The organism is Streptomyces sp. S07_1.15 (genome assembly GCF_020739505.1).
Taxonomy (GTDB): domain Bacteria; phylum Actinomycetota; class Actinomycetes; order Streptomycetales; family Streptomycetaceae; genus Streptomyces; species Streptomyces xinghaiensis.
Window position 1 is genome coordinate 213,575 of the sequence record NZ_JAJBZK010000001.1, and the last position, 23,206, is coordinate 236,780.

21 protein-coding genes are annotated in these 23,206 nt (G+C 74.3%); 10 read left to right on the forward strand and 11 right to left on the reverse strand.

Translation table 11 applies throughout. The features are described 5' to 3' along the window. Positions 1 to 3: 3 nt before the first annotated feature. From LIX60_RS01035 to LIX60_RS01050, 4 genes are read left to right on the forward strand one after another with little or no spacing between them, the layout of a single operon-like run. The gene (locus LIX60_RS01035; RefSeq protein ID WP_241843610.1) at positions 4 to 318 is read left to right on the forward strand and encodes a DUF742 domain-containing protein; all 315 of its coding nucleotides are present in this window, start codon (positions 4 to 6) and stop codon (positions 316 to 318) included. Beyond that, a complete protein-coding gene (locus tag LIX60_RS01040; protein ID WP_043467865.1) occupies positions 296 to 895 on the forward strand; it encodes an ATP/GTP-binding protein in 600 nt (199 codons plus the stop codon). The genes LIX60_RS01035 and LIX60_RS01040 overlap by 23 nt, the downstream gene beginning before the upstream one ends. Next, positions 892 to 2,343, forward strand: a complete 1,452-nt coding sequence (locus LIX60_RS01045; protein WP_227956760.1) for a cytochrome P450 — start codon at positions 892 to 894, stop codon at positions 2,341 to 2,343. The genes LIX60_RS01040 and LIX60_RS01045 overlap by 4 nt, the downstream gene beginning before the upstream one ends. Next, positions 2,325 to 3,458 (forward strand): cytochrome P450, encoded by a 1,134-nt coding sequence (locus tag LIX60_RS01050; RefSeq protein ID WP_227962563.1) that lies wholly within the window; start codon positions 2,325 to 2,327, stop codon positions 3,456 to 3,458. Before LIX60_RS01045 ends, LIX60_RS01050 begins: the two co-directional genes overlap by 19 nt. A gap of 504 nt (positions 3,459 to 3,962) precedes the next feature. Here the strand turns inward: LIX60_RS01050 and LIX60_RS01055 are convergent. Next, on the reverse strand, positions 3,963 to 5,480 hold the full coding sequence (locus tag LIX60_RS01055; protein WP_227956761.1) for a BNR repeat-containing protein: 1,518 nt from the start codon (positions 5,478 to 5,480) through the stop codon (positions 3,963 to 3,965). A 346-nt stretch (positions 5,481 to 5,826) separates the two neighbouring features. Between LIX60_RS01055 and LIX60_RS01060 the strand changes: the two genes are divergently transcribed. The 3 genes from LIX60_RS01060 (at position 5,827) to lnt (ending at position 11,809) form a co-directional block, all read left to right on the forward strand. Next, on the forward strand, positions 5,827 to 8,442 hold the full coding sequence (locus LIX60_RS01060; RefSeq protein WP_308100991.1) for an ATP-dependent Clp protease ATP-binding subunit: 2,616 nt from the start codon (positions 5,827 to 5,829) through the stop codon (positions 8,440 to 8,442). A 207-nt stretch (positions 8,443 to 8,649) separates the two neighbouring features. Next, entirely contained in the window at positions 8,650 to 9,756 is a 1,107-nt protein-coding gene (locus tag LIX60_RS01065; protein WP_227956762.1) for a DMT family transporter, read from the forward strand. Positions 9,757 to 10,201: 445 nt separating this feature from the next. Further along, entirely contained in the window at positions 10,202 to 11,809 is a 1,608-nt protein-coding gene (gene lnt / locus LIX60_RS01070; protein ID WP_227956763.1) for an apolipoprotein N-acyltransferase, read from the forward strand. On the opposite strand, the gene LIX60_RS01075 is transcribed toward lnt, so the two are convergent. Continuing rightward, positions 11,715 to 12,656: a Gfo/Idh/MocA family protein gene (locus LIX60_RS01075; RefSeq protein WP_227956764.1), complete on the reverse strand. Its 942-nt coding sequence runs from the start codon at positions 12,654 to 12,656 to the stop codon at positions 11,715 to 11,717. The two genes, lnt and LIX60_RS01075, sit on opposite strands and share 95 nt — an antisense overlap. 4 nt (positions 12,657 to 12,660) lie before the next feature. Next, positions 12,661 to 14,094, reverse strand: a complete 1,434-nt coding sequence (locus tag LIX60_RS01080) for an FAD-dependent monooxygenase (protein ID WP_227956765.1) — start codon at positions 14,092 to 14,094, stop codon at positions 12,661 to 12,663. An 84-nt stretch (positions 14,095 to 14,178) separates the two neighbouring features. Here LIX60_RS01080 and LIX60_RS01085 point away from each other — a divergent pair, with 84 nt between their 5' ends. Then, positions 14,179 to 14,820: a TetR/AcrR family transcriptional regulator gene (locus tag LIX60_RS01085; protein ID WP_227956766.1), complete on the forward strand. Its 642-nt coding sequence runs from the start codon at positions 14,179 to 14,181 to the stop codon at positions 14,818 to 14,820. 121 nt (positions 14,821 to 14,941) lie between these two features. Here LIX60_RS01085 and LIX60_RS01090 read toward each other — a convergent pair whose 3' ends face one another. The 7 genes from LIX60_RS01090 to LIX60_RS01120 all read right to left on the reverse strand — a co-directional run bounded on the left by LIX60_RS01090 (position 14,942) and on the right by LIX60_RS01120 (position 20,613). Further along, the gene (locus LIX60_RS01090) at positions 14,942 to 15,409 is read right to left on the reverse strand and encodes a hypothetical protein (RefSeq protein WP_227962565.1); all 468 of its coding nucleotides are present in this window, start codon (positions 15,407 to 15,409) and stop codon (positions 14,942 to 14,944) included. Between the two features lie 196 nt (positions 15,410 to 15,605). Further along, complete coding sequence (gene ung, locus LIX60_RS01095; RefSeq protein ID WP_227962566.1) at positions 15,606 to 16,274, reverse strand: uracil-DNA glycosylase; 669 nt, start codon at positions 16,272 to 16,274, stop codon at positions 15,606 to 15,608. A 171-nt stretch (positions 16,275 to 16,445) separates the two neighbouring features. Continuing rightward, positions 16,446 to 17,432 carry an aldo/keto reductase gene (locus LIX60_RS01100; protein ID WP_227956767.1) on the reverse strand — a complete coding sequence of 329 codons (987 nt, stop codon included), beginning with the start codon at positions 17,430 to 17,432 and terminating at the stop codon, positions 16,446 to 16,448. Between the two features lie 139 nt (positions 17,433 to 17,571). Beyond that, positions 17,572 to 18,333: an SDR family oxidoreductase gene (locus LIX60_RS01105; protein ID WP_227956768.1), complete on the reverse strand. Its 762-nt coding sequence runs from the start codon at positions 18,331 to 18,333 to the stop codon at positions 17,572 to 17,574. 21 nt (positions 18,334 to 18,354) lie between these two features. After that, entirely contained in the window at positions 18,355 to 19,116 is a 762-nt protein-coding gene (fabG, locus tag LIX60_RS01110; protein ID WP_227956769.1) for a 3-oxoacyl-ACP reductase FabG, read from the reverse strand. 328 nt (positions 19,117 to 19,444) lie between these two features. After that, positions 19,445 to 19,834 (reverse strand): DUF3037 domain-containing protein, encoded by a 390-nt coding sequence (locus LIX60_RS01115; protein ID WP_227956770.1) that lies wholly within the window; start codon positions 19,832 to 19,834, stop codon positions 19,445 to 19,447. Next, positions 19,831 to 20,613: a HipA family kinase gene (locus tag LIX60_RS01120; RefSeq protein ID WP_227956771.1), complete on the reverse strand. Its 783-nt coding sequence runs from the start codon at positions 20,611 to 20,613 to the stop codon at positions 19,831 to 19,833. The genes LIX60_RS01115 and LIX60_RS01120 overlap by 4 nt, the downstream gene beginning before the upstream one ends. Before the next feature lie 177 nt (positions 20,614 to 20,790). Here LIX60_RS01120 and LIX60_RS01125 point away from each other — a divergent pair, with 177 nt between their 5' ends. Both LIX60_RS01125 and LIX60_RS01130 read left to right on the forward strand, forming a co-directional pair. Continuing rightward, on the forward strand, positions 20,791 to 21,303 hold the full coding sequence (locus LIX60_RS01125; RefSeq protein ID WP_227956772.1) for a Rieske (2Fe-2S) protein: 513 nt from the start codon (positions 20,791 to 20,793) through the stop codon (positions 21,301 to 21,303). A gap of 382 nt (positions 21,304 to 21,685) precedes the next feature. Then, positions 21,686 to 22,153, forward strand: coding sequence for a pyridoxamine 5'-phosphate oxidase family protein (locus LIX60_RS01130; protein ID WP_227956773.1), 468 nt, complete (start codon positions 21,686 to 21,688; stop codon positions 22,151 to 22,153). 27 nt (positions 22,154 to 22,180) lie between these two features. Here LIX60_RS01130 and LIX60_RS01135 read toward each other — a convergent pair whose 3' ends face one another. Next, a complete protein-coding gene (locus tag LIX60_RS01135) occupies positions 22,181 to 23,182 on the reverse strand; it encodes a LysR family transcriptional regulator (protein WP_227956774.1) in 1,002 nt (333 codons plus the stop codon). Between the last annotated feature and the right edge of the window lie 24 nt (positions 23,183 to 23,206).

Sequence of the window (23,206 nt, forward strand, 5' to 3'; positions counted from 1 at the left end):
TATGTGGTGACCGACGGCCGTGCGCACCCGACGCGCAACACGCTGGATTTAGTCACCCTCGTCATGGCGATGAACGACCGGCCGCTGAGCGGACTGAGCCCGGAGAAGAAGCGCCTGATGGAGCTCTGCCGGGGCGGTGCGCTCTCGGTCGCCGAGGTGGCGGGCCACCTGGAGCTGTCGGTCAGCGTCGTCAAGGTGCTGCTCAGCGATCTGATCGACAGCGGCCACATCACCACCCGGGCCCCCGTCCCCAGGGCTCAACTCCCCCAGGCCCAGCTCTTGCAGGAGGTGCTCGATGGGCTCCGCGCTCGCCTCTGACCACGTCTATCTCCCGGATACGGTCAGCACCGCGGCCAAGATCCTCGTCGTCGGGCACTTCGCCGTCGGCAAGACCACCTTCGTGGGCACCCTCTCGGAGATCCGGCCGCTGCGCACGGAGGAGACGCTGTCGGAGGCCGGTGCCCACATCGACGACCTCGCCGGGGTCCCGGAGAAGTCCACCACCACCGTGGCCATGGACTTCGGCCGGCTGACGCTCAGCGAGGAACTGGTGCTCTATCTGTTCGGGGCGCCCGGGCAGAAGCGTTTCACCCGGCTCTGGCGGGACATGACCCACGGCGCCCTCGGGGCGCTGGTGCTCGCCGACACCCGCAGACTCGACCAGTCCTTCGACGTCATGGGGCTCCTGGAGGAGCACGCCGTGCCGTACGCCGTGGCGGTCAACCGCTTCGACGACGCCCCCTCCTACCCCGACGAGGAGATCCGGGAAGCCCTCGACCTGCTTCCCGAGACCCCGCTGGTCACCTGTGACGCCCGGGACCGGATCTCCTCCACGCACGCCCTGATCGCTCTCGTCCAGTACCTCCAGACCCGTCTCGCGCAGGAGAACATGTGACCACTCATCCATCCGGGCCCGACACCCAGCCGCCGCCACCCGGCTGCCCGGCACACGCCGGGGAGACCGGCGCGAAGCCGGCCGCCGGCGGTGCCGGAAGCGGGATCGAGCGCCTCTACGGCCCCGAGTTCGCCGCCGACCCGGCGGCCGCCTACGCGCGGCTGCGGACCTACGGTCCCGTCGCCCCGGTGGAGCTCGCCGAGGGCGTCGAGGCGTGGCTGGTCACCTCGTACGAGGGTGCTCTGGACGTGCTGCGCAGCCCGGAGCGGTTCTCCAAGGACCCGCGGCGGTGGCGTGCCCTCGCCGACGGGACCGTCCCGCCGGACAGCCCGGTCGTCCCGATGATGATGTACCGGCCGAACGCCCTGTGGACCGACGGGGCCGACCACGCGCGGCTGCGCGGGGCGATCACCGACAGCCTCGACCGGGTGGACCCCAATGCCCTGCGCGGCTACGTCGAGCACAGCGCCGACACCCTGATCGACCGCTTCGGCCCCCGGGGCGAGGCCGATCTGCTGGCCGAGTACGGCGCCCGCCTCCCGCTGCTGGTCTTCGAGCGGCTCTTCGGCTGCCCGTCCGACATCGGCTCCAAGCTCGTCGAGGGCATGTCCGGGATCTTCGATTCGGAGGCCGACGCGGAGAAGGCCAACCAGACACTCCTGGAGGGCGTCGCCGGGCTGGTCGCCCTCAAGCGGGCGGAGCCGGGACCGGATGTGACGTCCTGGATGATGGCCCATCCCGCGGGGCTCACCGACGAGGAGATGATGCAGCAGCTCGTTCTGCTGATGGGCGCGGGCACCGAGCCGCAGCAGAACCTCATCTGCAACGGCCTGCTGTTGCTCCTCTCCGACGACCGCTTCGCCGGCGACCTGGCGGGCGGCAGCATGCCGGTCGAGGACGCCCTCGACGAGGTGCTGTGGCACGACCCGCCCATGGCGAACTACTGCGTGCACTACCCGCTGCACGAGCAGGACTTCGGCGGCCACACGCTGCGCCCGGGGGAGCCCGTGCTCGTCAGCCTGGCCGCCGCGAACACCGATCCCACGCTGGTCTCCGAGCGCCGCGGCGGCAACCGCGCGCATCTCGCGTGGAGCGCCGGGCCGCACGGCTGCCCGGCCAAGGACCCCGCCCGGCTGATCGCGGCCGTCGCGGTGGAGAAACTTCTGGACCGTCTTCCGGATGTCGAACTCTCCGTCGGGGTAGAGCAGTTGAGTTGGCGTCCGGGGCCCTTCCACCGGGCACTGGCCGCTCTTCCGGTTCGCTTTCCTCCGGTCGCCTCACCCGCGGTCGCAGACAAGAAAAATGGAGACAGTGGATGGACACCACAACCCGCCCCCTCGTCATCGATCCTTCCGGCAGCGACATCCACGGTGAGGCAGCCCGTATCAGGGAGCGGGGGCCGGTCGCGCTGGTGGAACTCCCTGGCGAGGTGGTGGCGTGGGCAGTAAGTGACGCCACCCTGCTCAAGGAACTGCTGACCGACCCGCGCGTCTCCAAGGATCCCCGGCAGCACTGGCCGGCCTGGATCAACGGGGAGATAACCCCGGAGTGGCCGCTGTTCACCTGGGTCGCGGTGACGAACATGTTCACCGCCTACGGTGCCGACCACCGGCGGCTGCGCAAGCTCGTCGCCACGGCCTTCACCGCCCGCCGGACGGCGGCGCTCCGCCCCCGGATCGAGGAGCTGACCGCGGGCCTGATCGAGAAGCTCGCGGCCGTGCCGGCGGGTGAGGTGGTGGACCTCCGGGAGGAGTACTGCTACCCCATCCCCATCCAGGTCATCTGCGAGCTGTTCGGCGTCGAGGACGAGAAGATGCGGGAGAAGTTCCGCACCCTCGTGGACAGCATCTTCAACACCACCGCGGACGCCGAGGAGGTGGCCGCCACCTTCGAGGGCATCCATGTGCTGCTCACCGAACTGGTGGCCCTGAAGCGGCGCGAGCCGGCCGACGACATGACGAGCCTGCTCATCGCCGCGCGAGAGGAGGACGGCTCCCGGCTGACCGAGCCGGAGCTGATCGACACCCTGCTGCTGGTGATCAGCGCCGGGCACGAGACCACGGTCAACCTCCTCGACAACGCGATCCATCTGCTGCTGACCCACCCGGAGCAGCGGGCCCTGGTCCGCGAGGGCAAGGTCTCCTGGAGCGATGTGATCGAGGAGGCGCTGCGCGTCGAGTCCCCGGTGGCGAGCCTGCCGCTGCGCTACGCGGTGGAGGACATCCGGGCCGGTGACGTGACCATCAAGAAGGGGGACGCGATCCTCGCCGCCTATGCCGCGGCCGGGCGCAATCCCCGGCTGCACGGCGCGGACGCCGACCGGTTCGACCTCACCCGGGTCAACAAGGAGCACCTCGCCTTCGGCCACGGCGTGCACCACTGCCTGGGCGCTCCGCTGGCCCGGCTGGAGGCGGAGATCGCACTGCCCGCCCTCTTCGACCGCTTCCCGGACCTGGAGCTCGGCTGCGCGGAGGACGAGCTGCGGCCCGTGGCGTCCTTCATCTCCAACGGCCACCGCACGCTGCCGGCCCGGATCCACGAGGCCGGGAACGGCACCGGCTGAGGAAACGCATGCGTCTCAGCGGCCCCGTCCGCCCGGCTGCCGGCCGGGCGGGCGGGGCCGCTCCCGTCCGCCGGGCCAGGGCTTTCCCTCCGTACTGACGGCGCGCCGTCAGTACGGATGACCCGCCGTCGTGGAGCCGACGGTGAGCCAGCGGAGGCTGGTGAAGGCGTCGAGATTGGCGTCGCCGCCGAAACGCGAACCGGTGCCGGAGGCGGCCACCCCGCCGAAGGGCGCCGGTGCTGCCGAGCATCTCGCCGGTGGCCGGCTCCTCCTTGACGGGGATCTCACCGCCGGACAGCCGTTGCCGGCCTCCGGTCCAGCCGAGGCCGCTCCAGGCCTGGGGATCGAGCAGGGTCATGACGCGACGCTCCTTCGCGTGACCGGCTGTGCCGTGCCCGGGCGGGCGCGCCTCCGGATGCCCGGTGGTGCCTCCGTACGGGGCGGGTGCCGGACGTGGCCGCCCGGGAGCGGCGGCCCCGGAGTGGCGGCCCGGGCCGGGCCCGCTCAGCCGGGCAGGGCGAAGTCGATGACGTGGACGGGGGAGGGCGTGGTCCCGGTGGACCTCTCCTGGTACAGGAAGGACAGCACGCCGTCCTGGGCGAGCCGGGTTTCGTCGAGGACGACCTCGCCGAAGGCGTTCAGCCCGCTCGCGTCGTACAGGAGCGTCCAGTCGGTCCAGCCGGAGGCCGCCGAGGCGGCGGCGATCCGGCCGAAGGGCAGGATCGCGTAGGCGTTGTCGTGGCGGTCGAAGGCGAGTTTGGTGCGCTGGCTGGACCGCAGGGGCTCCGGGATCTCCGTCTTGTGCCAGGCTCCGGCTGCGTCGCGGCGGACGTGGAAGGCCCGGCCGTTGTCCACCCGGTCGCGGACGTAGTCGGTGGTGCACTGGCCGAAGCGGCCCGGGACGTAGCTGATGACCGCGTGCGGGAGGTTCCGCGAGTCGGTGGCCTGGCTCTCCTGGTTCATCAGCGCGTGGTCGGGGCTGAGCGGGTCGGCGACGGTCCCGGGGTCGCCGACCGCGACCCGGTCACCGCCGCCGGTGGTGCCCACGACCGTGCCGGCCGCGTTGCGCCAGGTGCGTCCGCGGTCGGTGGAGCGGACGTAGCCGGTGTCGTGGTTGGTGAGCCCGCCGCCGGCGCACATGACGGCGCTGTTCCCCTCGCGCCAGGTGTAGAAGGCGTGCAGGGTGCCGTCGGCGCTGTAGTCGATGCCGTGCAGATACATGTTCCGCGTGGCGCTGGAGCCGTGCTCGCTGGTGTAGGTGCCGGTTGAGCTGGTCCACTCGCCGAGCGCCCGCCAGCCGCCGCCGTCGTACTCGGCCAGGCCGTTGCGGCCGTTGCCGGAGACACCGGCGCGGTAGCTGAGCTGGAGCGCTCCGCCGGGCGCGGCGACGAACTGCGGATAGGTGAACTGCTCGGTGAGGCGCAGCCCGTCGAGGCTGGTCCGCACGGGGCCGAGGGCGTCCCGCCGCCAGGCCCGCGCGGCGGGGTCGTTCATCAGGCCGGCTTCGGACTTGACGTAGTGGAGCCCGTCGCTGTGCGAGTCCAGCAGGATGTGCAGCCGTCCGTCGGCCGCGGACACCCCCATGGAGATGACGTTGTGGGAGTCGTCGGTGGTCAGCCGGTGGTCGAGCGTCAGGGTGCGCCAGTCGGTGCTGCCGAGGGCGCGGCGGGCGATGACGGCGCTGCGGTCGGCGGTGTACCAGGCGGCGTACTGGTGGCCGCGGTGGGTGAGAAGCCCGTTCTTCTGGAAGGAGTTGTTGTTGACCAGACCGTTGTACGAGACGAAGTAGAGGGCCCGGTCGTCGAGCCGGACGTCCGAGATCAGCGTGACGGACGGGCCGGGGGCGGCGGCCGGTGCGGGACCCGCGAAGCCGGGTGAGGCGGTGGCCGCCGCCAGCAGTGCCCCGGCGAGCAGGGCGGTGGCCAGGGTCAGGGTCCGCGGCGCCCCCGGCCCGCGCCCGGCCCTCCGGGTGCGGCCGGTGGCGGGTGTCCGGGCGGCTCGGTGGGTCCTGGTGGTCCTCATCACGGTCTCCTGGAGTGCGGTGTGTGGGGGGTGTGGGGGGTGCGGCAAACGAGGGGGCCGCCGCCCGCGCCCGGGAGCGGCCCGGCGGGGGGCTGCCACCGGGCGGCCCGCCGGCGTGCCGGGCAGCGCCCCGGAAGGACTCTTCCACGCCCGGCCCCGGAACGGCAGAGGGCGGCCGTCCGGCCCGCGCTTCCCCCGCGCGGCGCCCCGCGGCGGGTGCGGCGCGGCCCGGGATCGGCGGCCCGGCGGAGGTGTCGGCGCGGCTGAGCGGGAAACCCGCGCAGGAGCCGCACTGATCGACGACAGACCGGCCCCGCGCCTGGCGGGCCGGTGGGACGGATGGCCTATGACCAGCGGATACACGGGTCCGGAGGACTACGGCCGGGACCCGATCGGAGACTTCCTCGCGCGCTTCCTCGGCGCCGCCGCGGCCGGGCGGCCGCCCGGTCCCCGGTATCTGGACTTCGGCCGCCTCATGAGCGAGCCGGCCAGGCGGCTCGTGTCCAGCGCGGCCACGTACGCGGCCCAGCACGGCAGCCCCGATCTGGACACGGAGCATCTGCTGCGGGCCGCCCTCACCACCGAACCGACCCGGGCCATGGTGTCGCGGGCCGGCGCCGACCCGGACGAGATCGTCGAGGAGATCGACCGGATCACCGACGAGGGCCCGCCGCGGAACACCGTGTCGGTCAGCCCCGCCGTCAAGCGGGCCCTGCTCGACGCCCACGATGTCGCCCGGTCCACCGGGGCCTCGTACATCGGTCCGGAGCATGTGCTGATGGCTCTCGCCATCAACCGCGACTCCGCGGCGGGGCAGATCCTGGACGCGGCGCACTTCGACCCCAACCACGGGGCGCAGCACGGCGCGACGGCCGCGCCCGGAGGCCCCGAGCACGCCCCGGGTCCTCCGGGGCCCCAGGAGCGGAACACCCCGAACCTCGACAAGTACGGCCGCGACCTCACCGAGATGGCCCGCGAGGGGCGGATCGACCCGGTGATCGGCCGGGAGGAGCAGATCGAGCAGACCATCGAGGTGCTCGCCCGCCGCGGCAAGAACAACCCGGTGCTGGTCGGCGAGGCCGGAGTCGGCAAGACCGCGGTGGTCGAGGGGCTGGCGCAGCGCATCGCCGACGCGGACGTCCCCGACGTCCTGCTCGGCCGGTGCGTGATCCAGCTCGACCTGGCCGGTGTGGTGGCCGGCACCCGCTACCGGGGCGACTTCGAGGAGCGGCTGACCGGGATCATCGAGGAGATCCGGGCCCACTCCGACGAGTTGATCGTCTTCATCGACGAGCTGCACACCGTCGTCGGCGCGGGCGGCGGCTCGGAGAGCGGCCCCATGGACGCGAGCAACATGCTCAAACCGCCGCTGTCGCGCGGCGAGCTCCATGTCATCGGGGCGACCACGCTGGAGGAGTACCGGCGGCACATCGAGAAGGACGCGGCGCTCGCCCGCCGCTTCCAGCCGATCATGGTGCCCGAGCCGGACACCGCGGACGCGGTGGAGATCCTGCGGGGCCTGAGCGACCGCTATGAAGCGCATCACCAGGTGCGCTACTCGGACGAGGCCCTGGTCGCCGCCGTCGATCTCTCCGACCGCTATCTCACCGACCGCTTCCTGCCCGACAAGGCGATCGACCTGATGGACCAGGCGGGCGCCCGGGTCCGGCTGCGCTCCTCCACCCGGGGCACCGACGTCCGCGCCCTGGAGCGGGAGGCCGAGCAGCTCGCCCTGGACAAGGCGCAGGCGGTCGCGGCCGAGGAGTACGAGCGCGCCACCCAGCTGCGGGACCGGATGGCGGAGGTGGAACGGCGGATCGCCGACGGCCGGAGCCGGGAGAAGAAGAAGCAGCCCTCCGGCAGCCGGATCGCGGAGGTCACCGTCGAGGACATCGCCGACGTCGTCTCCCGGCAGACCGGCATTCCCGTCAGCAGCCTCACCCAGGAGGAGAAGGACCGGCTGCTGGGCCTGGAGGAGCATCTGCACCACCGGGTCGTCGGCCAGGACGAGGCCGTCACCGCCGTCGCCGACGCGGTGCTGCGCTCCCGTACCGGGCTGGCCAGCCCGGACCGTCCCATCGGCAGCTTCCTCTTCCTCGGACCCACCGGTGTCGGCAAGACCGAGCTGGCCCGCGCGCTGGCGGAGGCGCTGTTCGGCAGCGAGGACCGGATGGTCCGGCTCGACATGAGCGAGTACCAGGAGAAGCACACCGTCAGCCGGCTGGTCGGCGCGCCCCCCGGCTATGTGGGCCACGAGGAGGCCGGGCAGTTCACCGAGGCGGTGCGCCGGCACCCGTACTCGCTGCTGCTCCTCGACGAGGTGGAGAAGGCGCACCCCGACGTCTTCAACGTGCTGCTGCAGGTGCTGGACGACGGACGGCTCACCGACGCCCAGGGCCGCACGGTGGACTTCACCAACACCGTCGTCGTGATGACCAGCAACCTCGGTTCGGAAGCGATCACCAAGGGCACCTCCCTGGGCTTCGGCGCCGCCGGCGCGGAGACCGACGAGGAGGCGCGCCGGGAACGCGTCCTGCGCCCGCTGCGCGAGCACTTCCGGCCGGAGTTCCTCAACCGCATCGACGAGGTGGTCATCTTCCGCCGGCTCGCCGACGACCAGCTGCGGCAGATCACCGACATGCTGCTCAACGAGACCCGGCGGCGCCTGCACGCGCAGGACATCGGCGTCGAGTTCACCCCGGCCGCCGTCGACTGGCTGGCACACCGCGGCTACCAGCCCGAGTACGGGGCGCGCCCGCTGCGCCGGACGATCCAGCGGGAGGTGGACAACAGCCTCTCCCGGATGCTGCTCCGCGGCGAACTGAGCCCGCACAGCGGGGTGCGGGTCGATGTCGGCGACGGCGACGCCCTGGTCTTCGAACGCTCCGGCGGGGCCGGACAGGGCGGCACGGAAGCCGGGACCGGAACGGGGACGGGGACGGCGACGGGGACCGGTCCCTGAGGGTCCCCGCGGGCTGTCCCCCGCTCCCCTCCGGAGGCGCGTCTCCCCCTCGGGACTGAGCGGCGCCCCGGCCGTACTCCCCCGGTGGTATGCGCGGTCACCACGGCAGGACGACGACAACGCGCCCGGGACGCGGAAGTCTTGGCCCATGGACGACAACGGCAGACGGGAACAGGCGCACGGCGGACCGCTTCTGAGGCGGCCGGCATGAGCGATCTGGTGCTGTCCGTCGTCCTGGCCGGTGTGTCGGCCGTCTGCTACGCGGCCGCGGCCATCCTCCAGGAGCGGGTCGCGGCGTCGGCCGCCGGGCGGCCGGAGCCGGAGCCGCTGTGGCGGAGCACCCGCTGGTGGGGCTCGGTGGCGCTCAACGGTTCCGGCTCGGTGCTGCACGTCCTGGCCCTGGGGTTCGGGCCGCTCTCCGTCGTCCAGCCGCTGGGCGTGCTGACGCTCGTCTTCGTGCTGCCGCTGGCCGCGCTCTGGGTGGGGCGGCGGGCCGGCCGGACCGGGTGGCGCGGGGCGCTGCTGGTGTCGGCCGGACTGGCCGGACTGCTGGCGCTGACCGCTGCGCGTCCGGCGCGGACGCTGAGCGGCCCGGATCAGCTGACCCTGGCCGTGGTGGCCCTGGCGGTCTTCCTGGCACTGGTGGTGGCGGCGCGGGGTGCCGAACGGCCCGCCGTGCGGAGCGCGTTGCTGGCGGCGGCGGCCGGGGTGGCGTTCGGGATCGCCTCGGTGTTCACCAAGACGGTGGCCGCGGACTGGAGTCCGGCGGCCCTGGTGGCGCAGGCGCCGGGCATCGCCGTGACGGCCGCGCTCGCGGTCGTCGGGCTGCTGGCCTCTCAGGCGTCGTACCGGGACGGCGGGCTGGCGGCCCCGCTGGCCACGGTGACCGTCGTCAATCCGGTGGTGGCCTCGGCGGCCGGCATCGCCCTGCTGGGCGAGGGCTTCCGCTACGGGGCGGCCGGGGCGCTGCCCGCGCTCGCCGCCGCCGCGCTCACGGTGTACGGCCTGGTCGTGCTCACGGCGCACCACGGGGAGGCGGGCCGCCGGGCTCCGGCCGGGCGGGGCCCGCACGGGACGCGGGAGGACGCCGCACCGGCCCCGGTACCCGCCCCCCGGCCCGGGAAGGTGCGGCCGGGGCACCGAGGCCTTCCGGAGCCCCCGCGGGCGGCGCGGTCCGGGCCGCCGGAGTCCCCGCGGCGGGCGGAGTCCCCGGAGCCGGCCGGCTTCCCGGAGCGGGCGGAAGTCCGGGAGCCGGCGGAGGAGACGGACCGGCCACCGCTCCCCTGCGCCCTGGTGTCGACGACCCGGCCGTGAACGGACGGGGCTCGTTGGCTCAGTCGGTCACACCGGTTCGTGCTCTCCTGCACGGCCGGCTTCCGCGCCCGGAGTCGCCGTCCACCGCAGGGTTGCGGTGCGGGACCGTTGACCGGGCCCCACGCCGGGACGGGCCCGGCGGCATCCGCCCGGTCGGCGCCGTCTGAGCCGTATCCCCGGCCAGCCGGTTCGTGCCTCGCAGGCTCGCGAACGGATGCGAAGAGACTTCCGTACCGCTGCGCGGCCCGGGGCCGGAAATCTGCGACTCCTCCCGGGTGTGAACGCCCGGGTACACCGTCGCGCCCGGTGCGGAGCGCCCGGACCGGGCGAACGCGCATCCGACCGCTGTGCGGGGAACCCGGACGGAGACGGTGGGCTGTCCCCCGCCGCCGCCGTGCCGGACACTGTCCGCACACCGGCAGCGGGCCGGTACGAGGGAGGACGCATGCGGGTGACGGGCGGCAGCGGGGGAAGTCCGCTGGACTCCCCGTGGTGGCGCGGGGCCGCCGCACTGGCGGCGGGGGCGCTGCCGGCCCTGGCCTTTCCGGCGCCGGGGCTGTGGTGGCTGGCGTACACCGCGCTCGTGCCCTGGCTGCTGCTGATCCGCTCCGCTCCCACGGGCCGCCGCGCGGCGCTCGACGGCTGGCTGGGCGGTACGGGCTTCCTACTGGCGGTGCACCACTGGCTGATGCCGAGCCTGCATGTCTTCATCCTGCTGCTGGCCGGGCTGCTGGGGCTGCTCTGGGCACCCTGGGGGCTGCTGGTGCGGCGGCTGCTGTCCGGGCGGCCGCGTGCCGGTTCGGTGGCGGCGGCGCTGGTGCTGGTGCCGTCCGGGTGGCTGCTGGTGGAACTGGTGCGCTCCTGGGAGTACCTGGGCGGTCCGTGGGGGCTGCTCGGCGCCGGTCAGTGGCAGGTGCCGCCGGCTCTGCGGCTCGCCTCGCTCGGCGGGGTGTGGCTGGTGAGCCTGGGGCTGGTGGCGGTGAACACCGCGCTCACCGTGCTCGTCGCGGTGCCGGGCGCCCGCCGGGCCGGGCTGGCGGGCGTGCTGGCGTGCGCGGCGGTGGCCGGTACCGCCTGGCTTGCGGCACCGCTTCCGGAGCGCTCCGGGCAGGCCCGTATCGGTCTGGTGCAGCCGGGGATCGTGAACGGTGTGGGCAGCGTGGACCGGCGCTTCGACCGGGAGGCCGAGCTGACCCGCCGGCTGGCCGGGCGCCGGGTGGACCTGGTGGTGTGGGGCGAGAGCAGCGTCGGCCGGGACCTGCGGGACCGCCCGGACCTGGAACGGCGGCTGGCGGCCCTGTCCCGGGAGGTGGGCGCCGGAATCCTGGTCAATGTGGACGCCCGCCGCTCCGACCGGCCGGGGATCTACAAGAGTTCGGTGCTCGTCGGTCCGGACGGGGTGACCGGGGAGCGTTACGACAAGATGCGGCTGGTGCCCTTCGGCGAGTACGTCCCGGCCCGCTCCCTGCTGGGCTGGGCCACCTCCGTGGGGAAGGCCGCGACCGAGGACCGCCGCCGGGGCACCGCCCCGGTGGTGACGGAGACCCCCGCCCCGGCCCGGGCGTCCGGTGAGCGGCTGCGGATCGGGCCGCTGGTGTGCTTCGAATCGGCGTTCCCGGACATGAGCCGCCATCTCGTCCACGAGGGCGCCGAGATGGTCATCGCCCAGTCGGCGACGTCCTCGTTCCAGGACAGCTGGGCCCCGCAGCAGCACGCCTCGCTGGCGGCGCTGCGCGCGGCGGAGACCTGGCGGCCGTTCGTGCACGCGACGCTGACCGGGGTCAGCGCGGTGCACGGGCCGCGCGGTGAGCGGATCGGGGTCCGGCTCGGCACGGACAGCAGCACGGCCGCCGTCTACGAGGTGCCGCTCGCCCGGGGCACCAGCCCGTATGTGCGCTTCGGTGACTGGGCGGTCTACGGAGCCGTCCTGGCGCTCGCCCTGTTCTGCCTCCGGGAGGTCATCCGGCGGCCGTCCCGCCGCCGGACGTCCCCGACGCCGCCATCACCACCCGCTCGCACAGCTCATGCGTCGCCAGGGCGTCCTCAGCGGTGAGCAGCCGGCCCGCGCGCACGGCGTCCAGGAAGAACAACGCCGCCTGCTCGATGCCGCGCTGCCGGGCGACCGGCACCCAGTCGCCGCGGCGGCGCACACTCGGCTGGCCCTTGTGGTCGGTGATCTCGGCGAGGTTGGCCACCTGGCGCTTGGTGTCCTGCCCGGAGACCTCCAGAATCTCCTCGGCGGAGCCGCTCATCCGGTTCATCACGCCGATGGCCGTGAAGCCGTCGCCGGAGAGCTGGAGCACCACGTGGTGGAGCAGCCCGTCCCGCACCCGGGTGCGCACGTCGACGTGCTCGGCGGTGCCCGGCAGCAGGAAGCGCAGGGTGTCCACGACGTGGATGAAGTCGTCCAGGACGAACGTCCGCGGGTCCTCGGGCAGCCCGATCCGGTTCTTCTGCATCAGGATCAGGTCGCGCGGGTGGTCCCGGCACTGCGCGTAGGCGGGTGCGAAGCGGCGGTTGAAGCCCACGAAGAGGCTGACCCGCCGCTCGGCGGCCAGCCGGACGATCCGCTCGGAGTCGGCGTAGTGGTACGCGATCGGTTTGTCGACATAGACGGGCACCCCGGCCTCGATGAGCCGGGTGACGATGCCGGCGTGGGTGCTGGTCGGCGCGTGGACGAAGGCCGCGTCCAGGCCGGCGCCGAGGAGCGAGCCGAGGGTCGCGTGGCGCTGCCGTTCGGGGACGCGGTGGCTGTCGGCGACCTGCGCCAGAGTCGCCGGGGTGCGGGTGTGCAGGTGGAGTTCGAGGCCCGGCCGGGCGGCGAGCACCGGCAGATACGCCTTCCGCGCGATGTCCCCGAGCCCGATACAGCCGACTCTGAGCGGGGCGGGGTTCACCAAGGCTCTACTCCCGGTCCTGCACGTCCCGCCGGCCCCGGACGGCCGGAGGATTCCGTGGGCGGTCAGCATACGGGGGGCTCGGCGGGCTCCAGTCGGCGATGCCGTCGAGACTGCGCAGGGCCACCTGGGAGCCGAGCTTGCCGACGGCCGTGAAGAGGGCGGTCCGCAGGGCGCAGACGGGCGCGGAGGACCAGGTGGTGAGCCGGCCGATGCGGCCGGAGCGCCGGACGACCTCCATGGTGCGGTCCAGCCGGGCCTCCGTGTAGGCGGCCAGGGCGTGGACCGTTCCGTCCGGGGCCGCGCCGCCGGGGGCGGCGGTCCCGGCAGGGCTGCCGCCGGGGCCACCGGCAGGGCCGTCCGGCGTCGCGCGGGCGGTGAGGAGCGCGAGGACCACGGCGTCCTCGACGGCCTGGCAGCCGCCCTGGCCGAGGTTGGGGGTCATGGGGTGGGCGGCGTCGCCGACGAGGGCCACCCGGCCCCGGTGGTACGCGGGCAGCGCTGCCGCGGCGGCGTACACGTCGTTGCGCAGGACAGCCTCCGGCCGGACGGCGTCGAGGAGGGCCGGGACGGGGTGGTGCCAGCCGCCGAAGCGCCGGAGCAGCTCGGCCCGCTCGTCGTCGGCCGCCCTGCCGCCGGCCGGGACGGCGGCGGTGGCGAAGACGTAGACCCGGCCGTCGTGCAGCGGGACCGTCCCCCAGACGAGCCCGCGGCCCCAGGTCTCGTGCGGCTCGAACGGCTGCTCCGGCCCGGGGACGACGAAGCGCCACGCGGTGAACCCGGCGTACCGGGGCGCGGGCGTCGCGGGGAACAGGGTGCTCCGGGCCGCCGAGTGGATGCCGTCGGCGGCGACGACGAGTTCGGCGTCCAGCGTGGCGGGGTACGCGCCGCCGCCGGCTGGGGGCACCACCGCGTCCGGGGCGGCGGAGGCCGCGTCCGGGCCCGTGCTCCGGCCGGTGCCGGACCGGACGCCGGCGCCGGCACGCCCGCCCGGACCGGTTTCCGCGGCGGTCACGGTGACGCGGGCGGGGCGGTCCGGAGCGCCGGGGTCGGTGATCTCCCCGGCGGCCCCCGTCCGGACGGATCCCGTGGGCAGCCGGGAGAGGAGCAGGTCGACGAGGGCGGCGCGGTGGGCGATCACCACCGGGCCGCCGAAGCGCTCGGCCGCGGCGTCGCTCGTGGTGCGGGAGAGCCAGCGGCCGCCGGGCAGCCGCAGTCCGCCGCCCGCCTGCCACGCGGACATCGCGCGGACGGCGTCACCCGCGTCGATGACGTCCAGCGCGCGCTGGGCGTTGGGCGCGAGCGCGATCCCGGCGCCGACGGGCTCCAGGGCGGCGCTGCGTTCGAGGACGGTCACGGACCATCCGTGGCGGTGCAGCGCGGCGGCGGCGGTGAGTCCGCCGATGCCGCCGCCGATGACGACGGCTCGGGGCTGGGTCATGGTCCCTCCACAGATGCCACTACAGCTGTAGTTCCCTTGGCGTGAGCGTACTACAGCTGTAGTGACAGCGGTAGATTGAACGGCATGGTCACCGGAACGCCCCGCGCATCCCGCCCCACCCTGGTCGCCGACACGGCGATCGGCCTGCTCGCGGAGCGCGGCCTGCGCGGGCTGACGCACCGGGCGGTGGACGAGGCGGCCGGCCTGCCGCAGGGCTCCACGTCCAATCTCGCCCGGACCCGGGCCGCGCTGCTGGAGCTCGCCGTCCGGCGGCTGGCGGAGCGGGAGCGCGCCGTCCTCGCCCCCGGCGAGGGCGGGCTTCCGCTCTCCGGCGGGCTCGACGGGCTGGCCGACACCCTGGCGTCGGCCCTCCACCGCTATCTCTCCGGGCACCGCAGGCTGCTGGTCGCCCGCTGTGAACTGGCCCTGGAGGCCACCCGCCGGCCGGAGCTGCGGGCCGTCTACGACGCGCAGGGCCGGGTGTTCCGGGAGATGGTGGAGGAGATGCTGACCGCTCTCGGCTCCCGCGCCCCGCGGCGGCACACCCTTTCCCTGATCGCCTGGTGCGACGGAATCCTCTTCTCCTGTACGGCCGGCTCCTTCCACACGGCCACTCCGGGCCGGGACGAACTCCGCGAGGACATCCGGGAGCTGCTGGCCGGCATGCTCGTCCGGGGGTCACGCCTCGTCTCCGGGCCGCGCCACCGCGCCGCTCCGCAGGAGTGACGGACCGTCGCCCCCGCGTGCCTTCCCGCCTCGCGCGCCGGTGGGGACGGCCGCGGCCCGGGGGGGTGCTCCGGCCGCCGTCTGGCGGCGGCCGGAGCACCCCCCCGGGCCACCGGGACCCCTACGGCGACTGGCCGGCACCGTCCGCCAGCCGCAGCTCCATCCGGTCGATCGCGGCGAGGACCCCGGCGGCGTACGGACCGGTGGTGGCGTCACCGGTGTCCAGCACGGCCGAGGCGGCGCGGGCCCGGGCCAGCTCCGCCCGCGCCCGCCCGGTCCGGCCCAGCTTGGCGTAGTCGGCCGCGAGGTTGAGGTGCAGCGAGGGGTAGAAGCCGCGGAGCCCCACGGCCGCGTCGTGCCGCCGCACCCGTTCCTCCGAGAGGGAGTCCGCGGCGGCCAGGGCCCGCAGGTCCCACTCCAGCTCGCACTCCGGGTCGTCCTGGGTGTCGGCCATGTAGTGGGCGATGGTGCAGCGGTGCAGGCCGTCGCCGCCCTCCCCGGCCTCCTCCCACAAGCGGGCGAACCGGTTCCGGGCCTCCTCCCGGTCACCGGCGTGCAGCAGCATGACCACCTGCCCGATCCTCGTCATCAGCGGGTCGTCACCGCCGTTCTCCCGGGAGGCGGACTCCCGCCGCTCTTCCTCCACCGGCACCTCCGGTCCCTTCCGCGTATCTGTGCACCGCCGTCCTCCGACGCGCGGTCCGTCCCGTCCTCCGACGCTAACCACACCGTCCGCACCCCGCGCGGCCACCGGCCCACCCGGCGCAGCGGACGGCCGGACGAGCTCAGCCCAGGGCCGGGATGCGCCAGTCGACCGGGGTGTGGCCGTGGTCGGCGACGGCCTTGTCGATCTGGCTGAAGGGCCGGCTCCCGAAAAACTTCTTCGCCGACAGCGGCGACGGGTGCGCCCCCTGCACCACCGTGTGCCGCTCGGTGTCTATCAGCGGGAGCTTCTTCTTGGCGTAGTTCCCCCACAGCACGAAGACCGCCGGGTCGGGACGGGCGGCGACGGCGCTGATCACGGCATCCGTGAAGCGCTCCCAGCCCTTGCCCTTGTGCGAGTTGGCCTCGCCGGCCCGGACGGTCAGCACGGCGTTGAGCAGCAGGACCCCCTGCTCGGCCCAGGGCATCAGGAAGCCGTTGTCCGGGACCGGGTGGCCGAGGTCCTCCTTCAGCTCCTTGTAGATGTTCCGCAGCGACGGCGGGACCCGGACCCCGGGGCGGACGGAGAAGCACAGCCCGTGGCCCTGGCCCTCGCCGTGGTACGGGTCCTGCCCGAGGACGAGCACCTTCACCCGGTCGTAGGGTGTCGCGTGCAGCGCCGCGAAGACCTCCTCGCGCGGCGGGTACACCGGCCCAGCCGCCCGCTCCTCCTCGATGAAGGCCATGAGCTCCGCGAAGTACGGCTTCTCCAGCTCTTCGCCGAGGACGCCTCGCCAGGACTCGGGCAGCATGTCGGTCACGTCAACAACCTCCGGGGTCGATCGGAACGGTCCCCAGAACGTACCGGCGCGCACTGACAACGCCCCACCGGGGTACGGGAGAACGGCGGCCGACGAGAGGAAACGGGACGGCCCCTGTCCGCCCCGTAGCCCTCAGCCCTGTCCCCCTCCGCCCCGTAGCCGTCAGGCCGCGTCCAGCCGGCCCCGCGCCTCCGCGTCCAGGTCGAGCTCGGCGGCGGCCAGCAGCTCGTCGAGCTGGGCGACCGTGCTGACCCCCAGGACCGGCAGCACGGGCACGCGGCCGCCGAGCATCCAGGCCTGCACCACCTGGTTCGGCGTGGCCCCGCTCTCCGCGGCCACCTCGCGCAGCACCCGCAGCCGCCGCGCGCTGCCCTCGTGCTCGTACGGCGGCGGCCGTTCCTTGTCCTCGCGGGTGTAGGCGCCGTGCATCAGCGTGGAGTAGCCGAGGAGCGTCAGGTCCGGCTGCGCGGCGGCGTAGTCGAACAGGCCGGCGTCGGTGTGCCGCTGGACGCCGAAGTCCGCGTCCGGCCGGGGCCGCAGATAGGTGTGGCGCTGCTGCACGCACCGGTAGCCCGGCAGGCCGAGCCGGGCCGCGGTCCGCCGGGCCTCCGCGATGCGGCCGGCCGGATGGTTGCTCACGCCGAGCAGCCCGGCCTTGCCGTCGGCGACGAGGCCGGCGAACGCGCCGACGGTCTCCTCCAGCGGTACGGAGCGGTCCTCGATGTGGGCGTAGTGGAGATCGACCCGGTCGGTGCCGAGGCGGCGGAGGCTGCCCTCGAGGCCCGCGCGGATCGCGCCGGCCGAGAGCCCCTCCATGTTGCCGAAGCCGTCCGGGGCCTTGTCGCACCAGAGCGGACCGCGGGAGAGGTCGGGCCGGGCGCCGACCTTGGTGGCGACGACCATGCGGTCGCGTGCGCCGCGGCTCTTCAGCCAGCGGCCGAGCAGGAGTTCGGCCTCGTCACCGGTGGCGCCGTCGACCCAGCAGGGATAGTTGTTCGAGGTGTCGAGGAAGGTGCCGCCCGCTTCCGCGAACCGGTCGAGGATCGCGAAGGACGTCTCCTCGCCGACCGTGGTGCCGAAGGTCATGACGCCCAGGCACAGGACGCTGACCTCGGGTCCGGCGCCGCCGGCGAGCTTCTGGTACCGCATGTGCGTGTCCCTCCGGGAACCGTGCTCACCCGAGGGGGCCGAAAGCCCCTCGGTGCGGACCCGGACGGGCCCGCACCGAGGACAGTGCCGGTTGGAGCGCACACGAGGTCAAGCGGCCGGGCGGCCGCGGGCCCCGGGGTCAGCCGACGCCGGCGTTGAGGAAGATGCCGCCCTCGACGAGGAGCGTCTGGCCGGTGATCCAGCCGGCCCGGTCGGAGAGCAGGAACTCGGCCGCGCCGCCGATGTCCTCCGGGGTGCCGAGCCGCTTGAGCGGGTAGGCCGCCGCGGCCTCCTCCTCCCGGCCCTCGTAGAGCGCCTCCGCGAACTTCGTCTTGACGACGGCGGGGGCTATCGCGTTGACCCGCACGGCCGGCGCGTACTCGTGCGCGAGCTGGAGGGTCAGGTTCACCATGGCGGCCTTGCTGATGCCGTAGGCGCCGATGAAGGGCGAGGCGGAGACGCCGGCGACGGAGGCGATGTTGACGATCGCGCCGCCGTTCTCCCGCTGCCAGGCCTTCCAGGTGAGCTGGGCGAACGCGAGCGCCGAGACGACGTTGGTCTCGAACACCTTGCGCGCCACGTTCAGGTCGAGGTCGGCGATCGGCCCGAAGACGGGGTTGGTGCCCGCGTTGTTGACGAGGTAGTCGACCCGGCCGAAGGCCTCCATGGTGCGCTCGACGGCCTCCGCCTGGTGAGCAGGGTCGTGCGCCTTGCCGGCCACGGCGATGACCCGGTCGGAGCCGAGCTTCTCCACGGCCTCCTTGAGGGTCTCCTCGGTGCGCCCGGTGATGCACACCCGGTCGCCGCGGGCGACGAGCGCATCGGCTATGCCGTAGCCGATGCCGCGGCTCGCTCCGGTGATGATCGCGGTCTTTCCGCTGTCCTGCACGTCGGCAGTCATGTGTTTCCGTTCCCCTGCTGGCTAGTTGAGCGGGCCGCCGGCCACGTACATGACCTGGCCGGAGACGAATCCGGCGGCGTCGCCGGTGAAGAAGGCGATCGCGTTGGCGATGTCCTCGGGGCGGCCGACGCGCTGGACCGGGATCTGCGAGGCGGCCGCGGCCTGGAAGTCCTCGAAGTCCATGCCCACGCGGGCGGCGGTGGCGGCGGTCATCTCGGTGACGATGAAGCCGGGGGCGACCGCGTTGGCCGTGACACCGAACTTGCCGAGCTCCTTGGCCAGGGTCTTGGTGAAGCCCTGCAGACCGGCCTTGGCGGTGGCGTAGTTGGCCTGGCCGCGGTTGCCGAGCGCCGAGCTGCTGGAGAGGTTGACGACCCGCCCGAACTTGGCGTCGACCATGTGCTTCTGGCAGGCACGGGTCATCAGGAACGCGCCCTTGAGGTGCACGTTCATCACGGTGTCCCAGTCGCCCTCGGACATCTTGAAGAGCAGGTTGTCGCGGAGCACCCCGGCGTTGTTGACGAGGACGACCGGCGCGCCGAGCTCCTCCGCGACCCGGGCCACGGCCGCCTCGACCTGGCCGGCGTCGGAGACGTCGCAGCCGACGGCGAGGGCCGTGCCGCCCGCGGCCGTGATCTTCTCCACGGTGTCCTTGCAGGCCGCCTCGTCGAGGTCGAGCACGGCCACGGCGCGGCCCTCCTCGGCCAGGCGGACGGCGGTGGCCGCGCCGATGCCGCGGGCACCGCCCGTCACAATGGCGACGCGCTGCTCGGTGGTGGACATGCGGGTTCTCCTCGCGCTCGGATGCGGGTCCGGCTCACCCGCCGGCCGCCCGCGCCGGCGGGCGCGGGGAGTGGGGCCGGATGGGTGAGCAACCGCTTAGTAGGTCATTTGGCGAAACGCTAGAAGCCCCGGCACCCCGTGTCAACGGCCTGTCGCGCCAAGGTGCGCATGTCACAGCCCGGAAGGGCGCCGCCCCCGGACAGCCGGGCCCGCCGGGCACCCGGACGGCGCCGCGCCCCACCCGGGGCTCCAACGAGCGGCGATTGGCGATCGGCGATCGGCAACGGCCGAGAGGGAGGCAAACACCCGTGCGAAGCCGGGAAGGGCCTCACCGCACCAGCAGCGCCAGCAACCGCTCCGCCTCGGCGGCCGGGTCGGCCGTCAGCCCGGTGTGCACCGGCCCGGGCTGCAGCACCGTGCTGCGCGGCGCCACCAGCCAGCGGAACCGCCGGCCCGGGTCCTCCTCCGCGGCCCGCCCGGCGCCGCCCTGGCAGAACTCCTCGGCCGCGCGGAGCGCCGCCCGTACGCCCGCGACATCGGCCTGCGGGTCCAGGGCGCGCAGCCGCGCCTCGTCGAGATGGGTCCGGGCCACGACGAGCGAACGCGCCCGGCAGTAGACGGCGACGCCCGCGTTGAAGCACTCTCCGCGCTCGATCCGCGGCACCACCCGCAGCAGCGCGTACTCGAAGACGTCGCGCCCGTCCGCTCCCGCGCTCACCGGGCCGCCCTCGCGCCGTTCCCGCCCGCCGGGGCGGACAGGAGGCTCTCGTGGACGGTCCGGGACCGGTGCAGCAGGATCTCGGCGTACGCGCGGCGCAGCGGCTCCGGGCCGTCGAAGCCGGGCTCGCCGTCCAGCCACGCGTCGGGCACCTGGGCGGTGACCTCGGCCAGCAGTTCCGCGGTCACCCGGGGCGCGAGTTCGGCCGCGGCGCGGCGGACGTCGGGGCGGAACGGGGCGAGGACGTGGTCCGTGGCGTCGTACGGCCGTGCCGCGGCCTTCCGCGCCGAGGGCCAGTGGTGGTGCCAGATCATGGTGGCTCCGTGGTCGATCAGCCAGGGTTCGCCCCGCCGCACCAGCAGGTTGGGGTTGCGCCAGGACCGGTCGACGTTGCCCACGAGCGCGTCGAACCAGACGACGCGGCCGGCGTCGGCCGGGGTCATCTCCCAGCCCAGCGGGTCGAAGCCGAGCGCGCCGGAGAGGAAGCGGACTCCCAGGTTCGGCCCGCCGCCCTTGAGCAGGTGCTGCACCTCCGGGTCGGGCTCCGCCAGTCCGAGCACCGGGTCGAGCCGGACCACGGCCGGCTCCGGCACCCGCAGCCCCAGTCTGCGGCCCAGCTCGGCGCAGATCACCTCGGCGACGAGGGTCTTGCGGCCCTGCGCGGCACCGGCGAACTTCACCACCCAGAGGCCGAGGTCGTCCGCCTCGACGAGGCCGGGCAGCGAACCGCCCTCCCGCAGCGGTGCGATGTAGCGGGTGGCGGTGACGTCGCGCAGCATCCCCCCAGGTTACGGGGGACCGCCGTGCGCCCGTGCCGGACCCGGCGGCCGGGGCGCGGCGGCGGCCCGGGCGGCGCTGAACACCCCGGGGTCCCGCTGCGTACAGGTCGGGGGAAGCAAGCGGCTGTCACCGGGGCAGGTCGCGCACAGCGCCTCAGCGAAAGGGACGTACTCACCATGACGGGATCTCAGGGCTCCGCGCGGAGCACCAGCCGCCGCGCCGTGGTCACAGCCGCCGGAGCCGTCGGTCTCACGACGGCCCTCGCCGCCTGTGGCGACTCGGGTGACTCCGGCAACCAGGCACAGCAGCCGGACGGCGGCGCCGGGGCGCCCGAGGCGGGCGCGGACACCGGTGCCGGCACCGGCGAGGCCGGCGGGGGCACCGGCGGGGAGGCGGCCGGCGGCACGGAGCTGGCGAAGACGGCGGACATACCCGAGGGCGGCGGCAAGGTCTTCCCGGACCAGAAGGTGGTCGTGACACAGCCGACCGCCGGTGACTTCAAGGCCTTCTCCGCGACCTGCACCCACCAGGGCTGCGCGGTGAAGGACGTGACCGACGGCCTCATCAACTGCCCCTGCCACGGCGCCAAATACAGCGCGCTCGACGGCAGCGTCAAAGCCGGCCCGGCACCGAAGCCGCTGCCGCCCGCGAAGATCACCGTCCAGGGTGACGCGGTGATGCTGGGCTGACCGTCCCCGGCCGCCCTTCCGACCGGGGGCGGCCGGGGGCTGCCGCGGCCGGGTGCGCCGGGGCAGGACGGAGAAGGGGAGACGGCGGGAGGAGGGGAGGCGGACAGACCGCGGTGCGGGCCCGCGGCGCTCCAGCAGGGAGGAGCGCCGCGGGCGCTGTCGTTCCGGCCGGGCGCACGGCCCGTCGCGCGGCGCTCCCCGTACGGCGTCTCCCTCCGGAGCCGGCACCGCGGCGGGCTCCGCACCGCGAACACCGCCCGACGCACCCGCCGGGGCCCCTTCGCCCTGCCCTTCCCCGTGACGGAACCGTCGTTGCGCGCCCCGCCCCGAGCCCGCATGCTGTCCGGACGCCCGATCACCACCAGCACGGAGGACGGACTCGATGACCGCCACCCAGCGGCGCGGCCGCCGGATCATGATGAGCCCGGAGGAACTGGACGCCTTCCTCTCCGGGCAGCGCACCTGCCGGGTGGCCACGGTCGGCGCGGACGGCCGTCCGCATGTCAGCGCGCTCTGGTTCTGCTGGGACGGCACGTCCCTCTGGCTCTACTCGCTGACCCGCAGCCGCCGCTGGGCACAGCTGCGCCGCGACCCGCGGCTCGCGGTGATCGTGGACGACGGCGAGGAGTACGGGGAGCTGCGCGGCGCCGAGCTGTCCGGGACGGCGGAGTTCGTCGGGGAGGTGCCCCGCGCCGGAGAGCCGCACCCCGAACTCGACGCGCCCGAGCGGCTCTTCGCCGGCAAGTACTTCGGGCTGGAGGAGCTGCCGCACGACGGGCGGCACGGCTGGCTGCGGCTCACCCCGGAGGCCGTCGCGTCCTGGGACTTCCGCAAGCTGGCGGAGGCCTGAGCCCGGGAGCCCGCCGGGCTCCGGCGCTCAGCGCTCTCCTCCCACCGACCCCCCGTCCGCCCGTCCACCGCACCCCCCGTCCGCGGTATCCGCCGTGCCCCCGTCCGCCGCGTCCGCTCCGCCCCTGTCCCGCGTGCCCGCCGCGCTCTGCCGCAGCGCCGCCACGGCGGCCCGTATCGCGGGCCGGCGGTCGGCGTCGGCCCGCCAGACGGCGTAGATGTGCCGGCGCATCCCGCTGCGGACCCGCACCATCCGCACCCCCTCGGGCACGGGCCCGCGGCCCAGCCTCGGCGCGACGGCGACTCCGAGGCCGGCGGCGACGAGGGCCAGCTGGGTGTGGTGCTCCCCGGCCATGTGGGAGACCCGCGGCTCGATGCCCTTGCCGCGCAGGGTGAGCATCAGCCAGTCGTGACAGAACTCGCCCTGCGGCCAGGAGACCCACTCGTCTCCGGCGAAATCCTCCAGGTCCGCCTCCGCGCGGCCGGCGAGCCGGTGGCCGGCGGGGATCGCGACATCGGCGGGATCGTCGAGCAGCGGTGCCTTGGTGAGTCCGCCGGGGAGCGAGAGCGGCTTGTTGTACCAGTCGAGGACGACGGCCAGGTCGAGGTCGCCGCGGACGATCCCGGGCACGGCGTCGTCCGGTTCCAGCTCGCGCAGCCGCACCCGGAGCCGGGGGTGGTCCCCGCGGAGCGTGCGCAGGGCCGCGGGGAGCAGGCCGCGTGCCGCGGTGGGGAAGGCACCGACGCGCAGCTCGCCGACGGGCTGCCCGGCGCGCGCCTCCAGGTCCGCCCGGGCGAGTTCGACCTGGGAGAGGATGCGCGACGCGTGCTCGGCGAGCAGCCGGCCGGCGTCCGTCAGCCGGATGCCGCGGCCGTTGCGGGCCAGCAGCCGCTGCCCGGTGTCCCGTTCGAGCTTGCCGAGCTGCTGCGATACGGCGGAGGTGGTGACGTGCAGTCCGGTGGCGGCCGCGCTGATGGAGCCGTGCCGGGCCACGGCGTCCAGGGCACGCAGCCGGTCCAGGTTCAACATGTAAGCGATGCTAAACGGTGGGGT

What these genes read in the sequence shown, in the direction of transcription:
- LIX60_RS01040 (WP_043467865.1), top strand. Translation starts at nt 296, where the DNA reads ATGGGCTCCGCGCTCGCCTCTGACCACGTCTATCTCCCGGATACGGTC.
- LIX60_RS01055 (WP_227956761.1), bottom strand. Translation starts at nt 5,480, where the DNA reads ATGAGGACCACCAGGACCCACCGAGCCGCCCGGACACCCGCCACCGGC.
- LIX60_RS01060 (WP_308100991.1), top strand. Translation starts at nt 5,827, where the DNA reads ATGACCAGCGGATACACGGGTCCGGAGGACTACGGCCGGGACCCGATC.
- LIX60_RS01065 (WP_227956762.1), top strand. Translation starts at nt 8,650, where the DNA reads ATGAGCGATCTGGTGCTGTCCGTCGTCCTGGCCGGTGTGTCGGCCGTC.
- lnt (WP_227956763.1), top strand. Translation starts at nt 10,202, where the DNA reads ATGCGGGTGACGGGCGGCAGCGGGGGAAGTCCGCTGGACTCCCCGTGG.
- LIX60_RS01080 (WP_227956765.1), bottom strand. Translation starts at nt 14,094, where the DNA reads ATGACCCAGCCCCGAGCCGTCGTCATCGGCGGCGGCATCGGCGGACTC.
- LIX60_RS01085 (WP_227956766.1), top strand. Translation starts at nt 14,179, where the DNA reads ATGGTCACCGGAACGCCCCGCGCATCCCGCCCCACCCTGGTCGCCGAC.
- LIX60_RS01090 (WP_227962565.1), bottom strand. Translation starts at nt 15,409, where the DNA reads ATGACGAGGATCGGGCAGGTGGTCATGCTGCTGCACGCCGGTGACCGG.
- ung (WP_227962566.1), bottom strand. Translation starts at nt 16,274, where the DNA reads ATGCTGCCCGAGTCCTGGCGAGGCGTCCTCGGCGAAGAGCTGGAGAAG.
- LIX60_RS01100 (WP_227956767.1), bottom strand. Translation starts at nt 17,432, where the DNA reads ATGCGGTACCAGAAGCTCGCCGGCGGCGCCGGACCCGAGGTCAGCGTC.
- LIX60_RS01105 (WP_227956768.1), bottom strand. Translation starts at nt 18,333, where the DNA reads ATGACTGCCGACGTGCAGGACAGCGGAAAGACCGCGATCATCACCGGA.
- fabG (WP_227956769.1), bottom strand. Translation starts at nt 19,116, where the DNA reads ATGTCCACCACCGAGCAGCGCGTCGCCATTGTGACGGGCGGTGCCCGC.
- LIX60_RS01120 (WP_227956771.1), bottom strand. Translation starts at nt 20,613, where the DNA reads ATGCTGCGCGACGTCACCGCCACCCGCTACATCGCACCGCTGCGGGAG.
- LIX60_RS01125 (WP_227956772.1), top strand. Translation starts at nt 20,791, where the DNA reads ATGACGGGATCTCAGGGCTCCGCGCGGAGCACCAGCCGCCGCGCCGTG.
- LIX60_RS01130 (WP_227956773.1), top strand. Translation starts at nt 21,686, where the DNA reads ATGACCGCCACCCAGCGGCGCGGCCGCCGGATCATGATGAGCCCGGAG.
- LIX60_RS01135 (WP_227956774.1), bottom strand. Translation starts at nt 23,182, where the DNA reads ATGTTGAACCTGGACCGGCTGCGTGCCCTGGACGCCGTGGCCCGGCAC.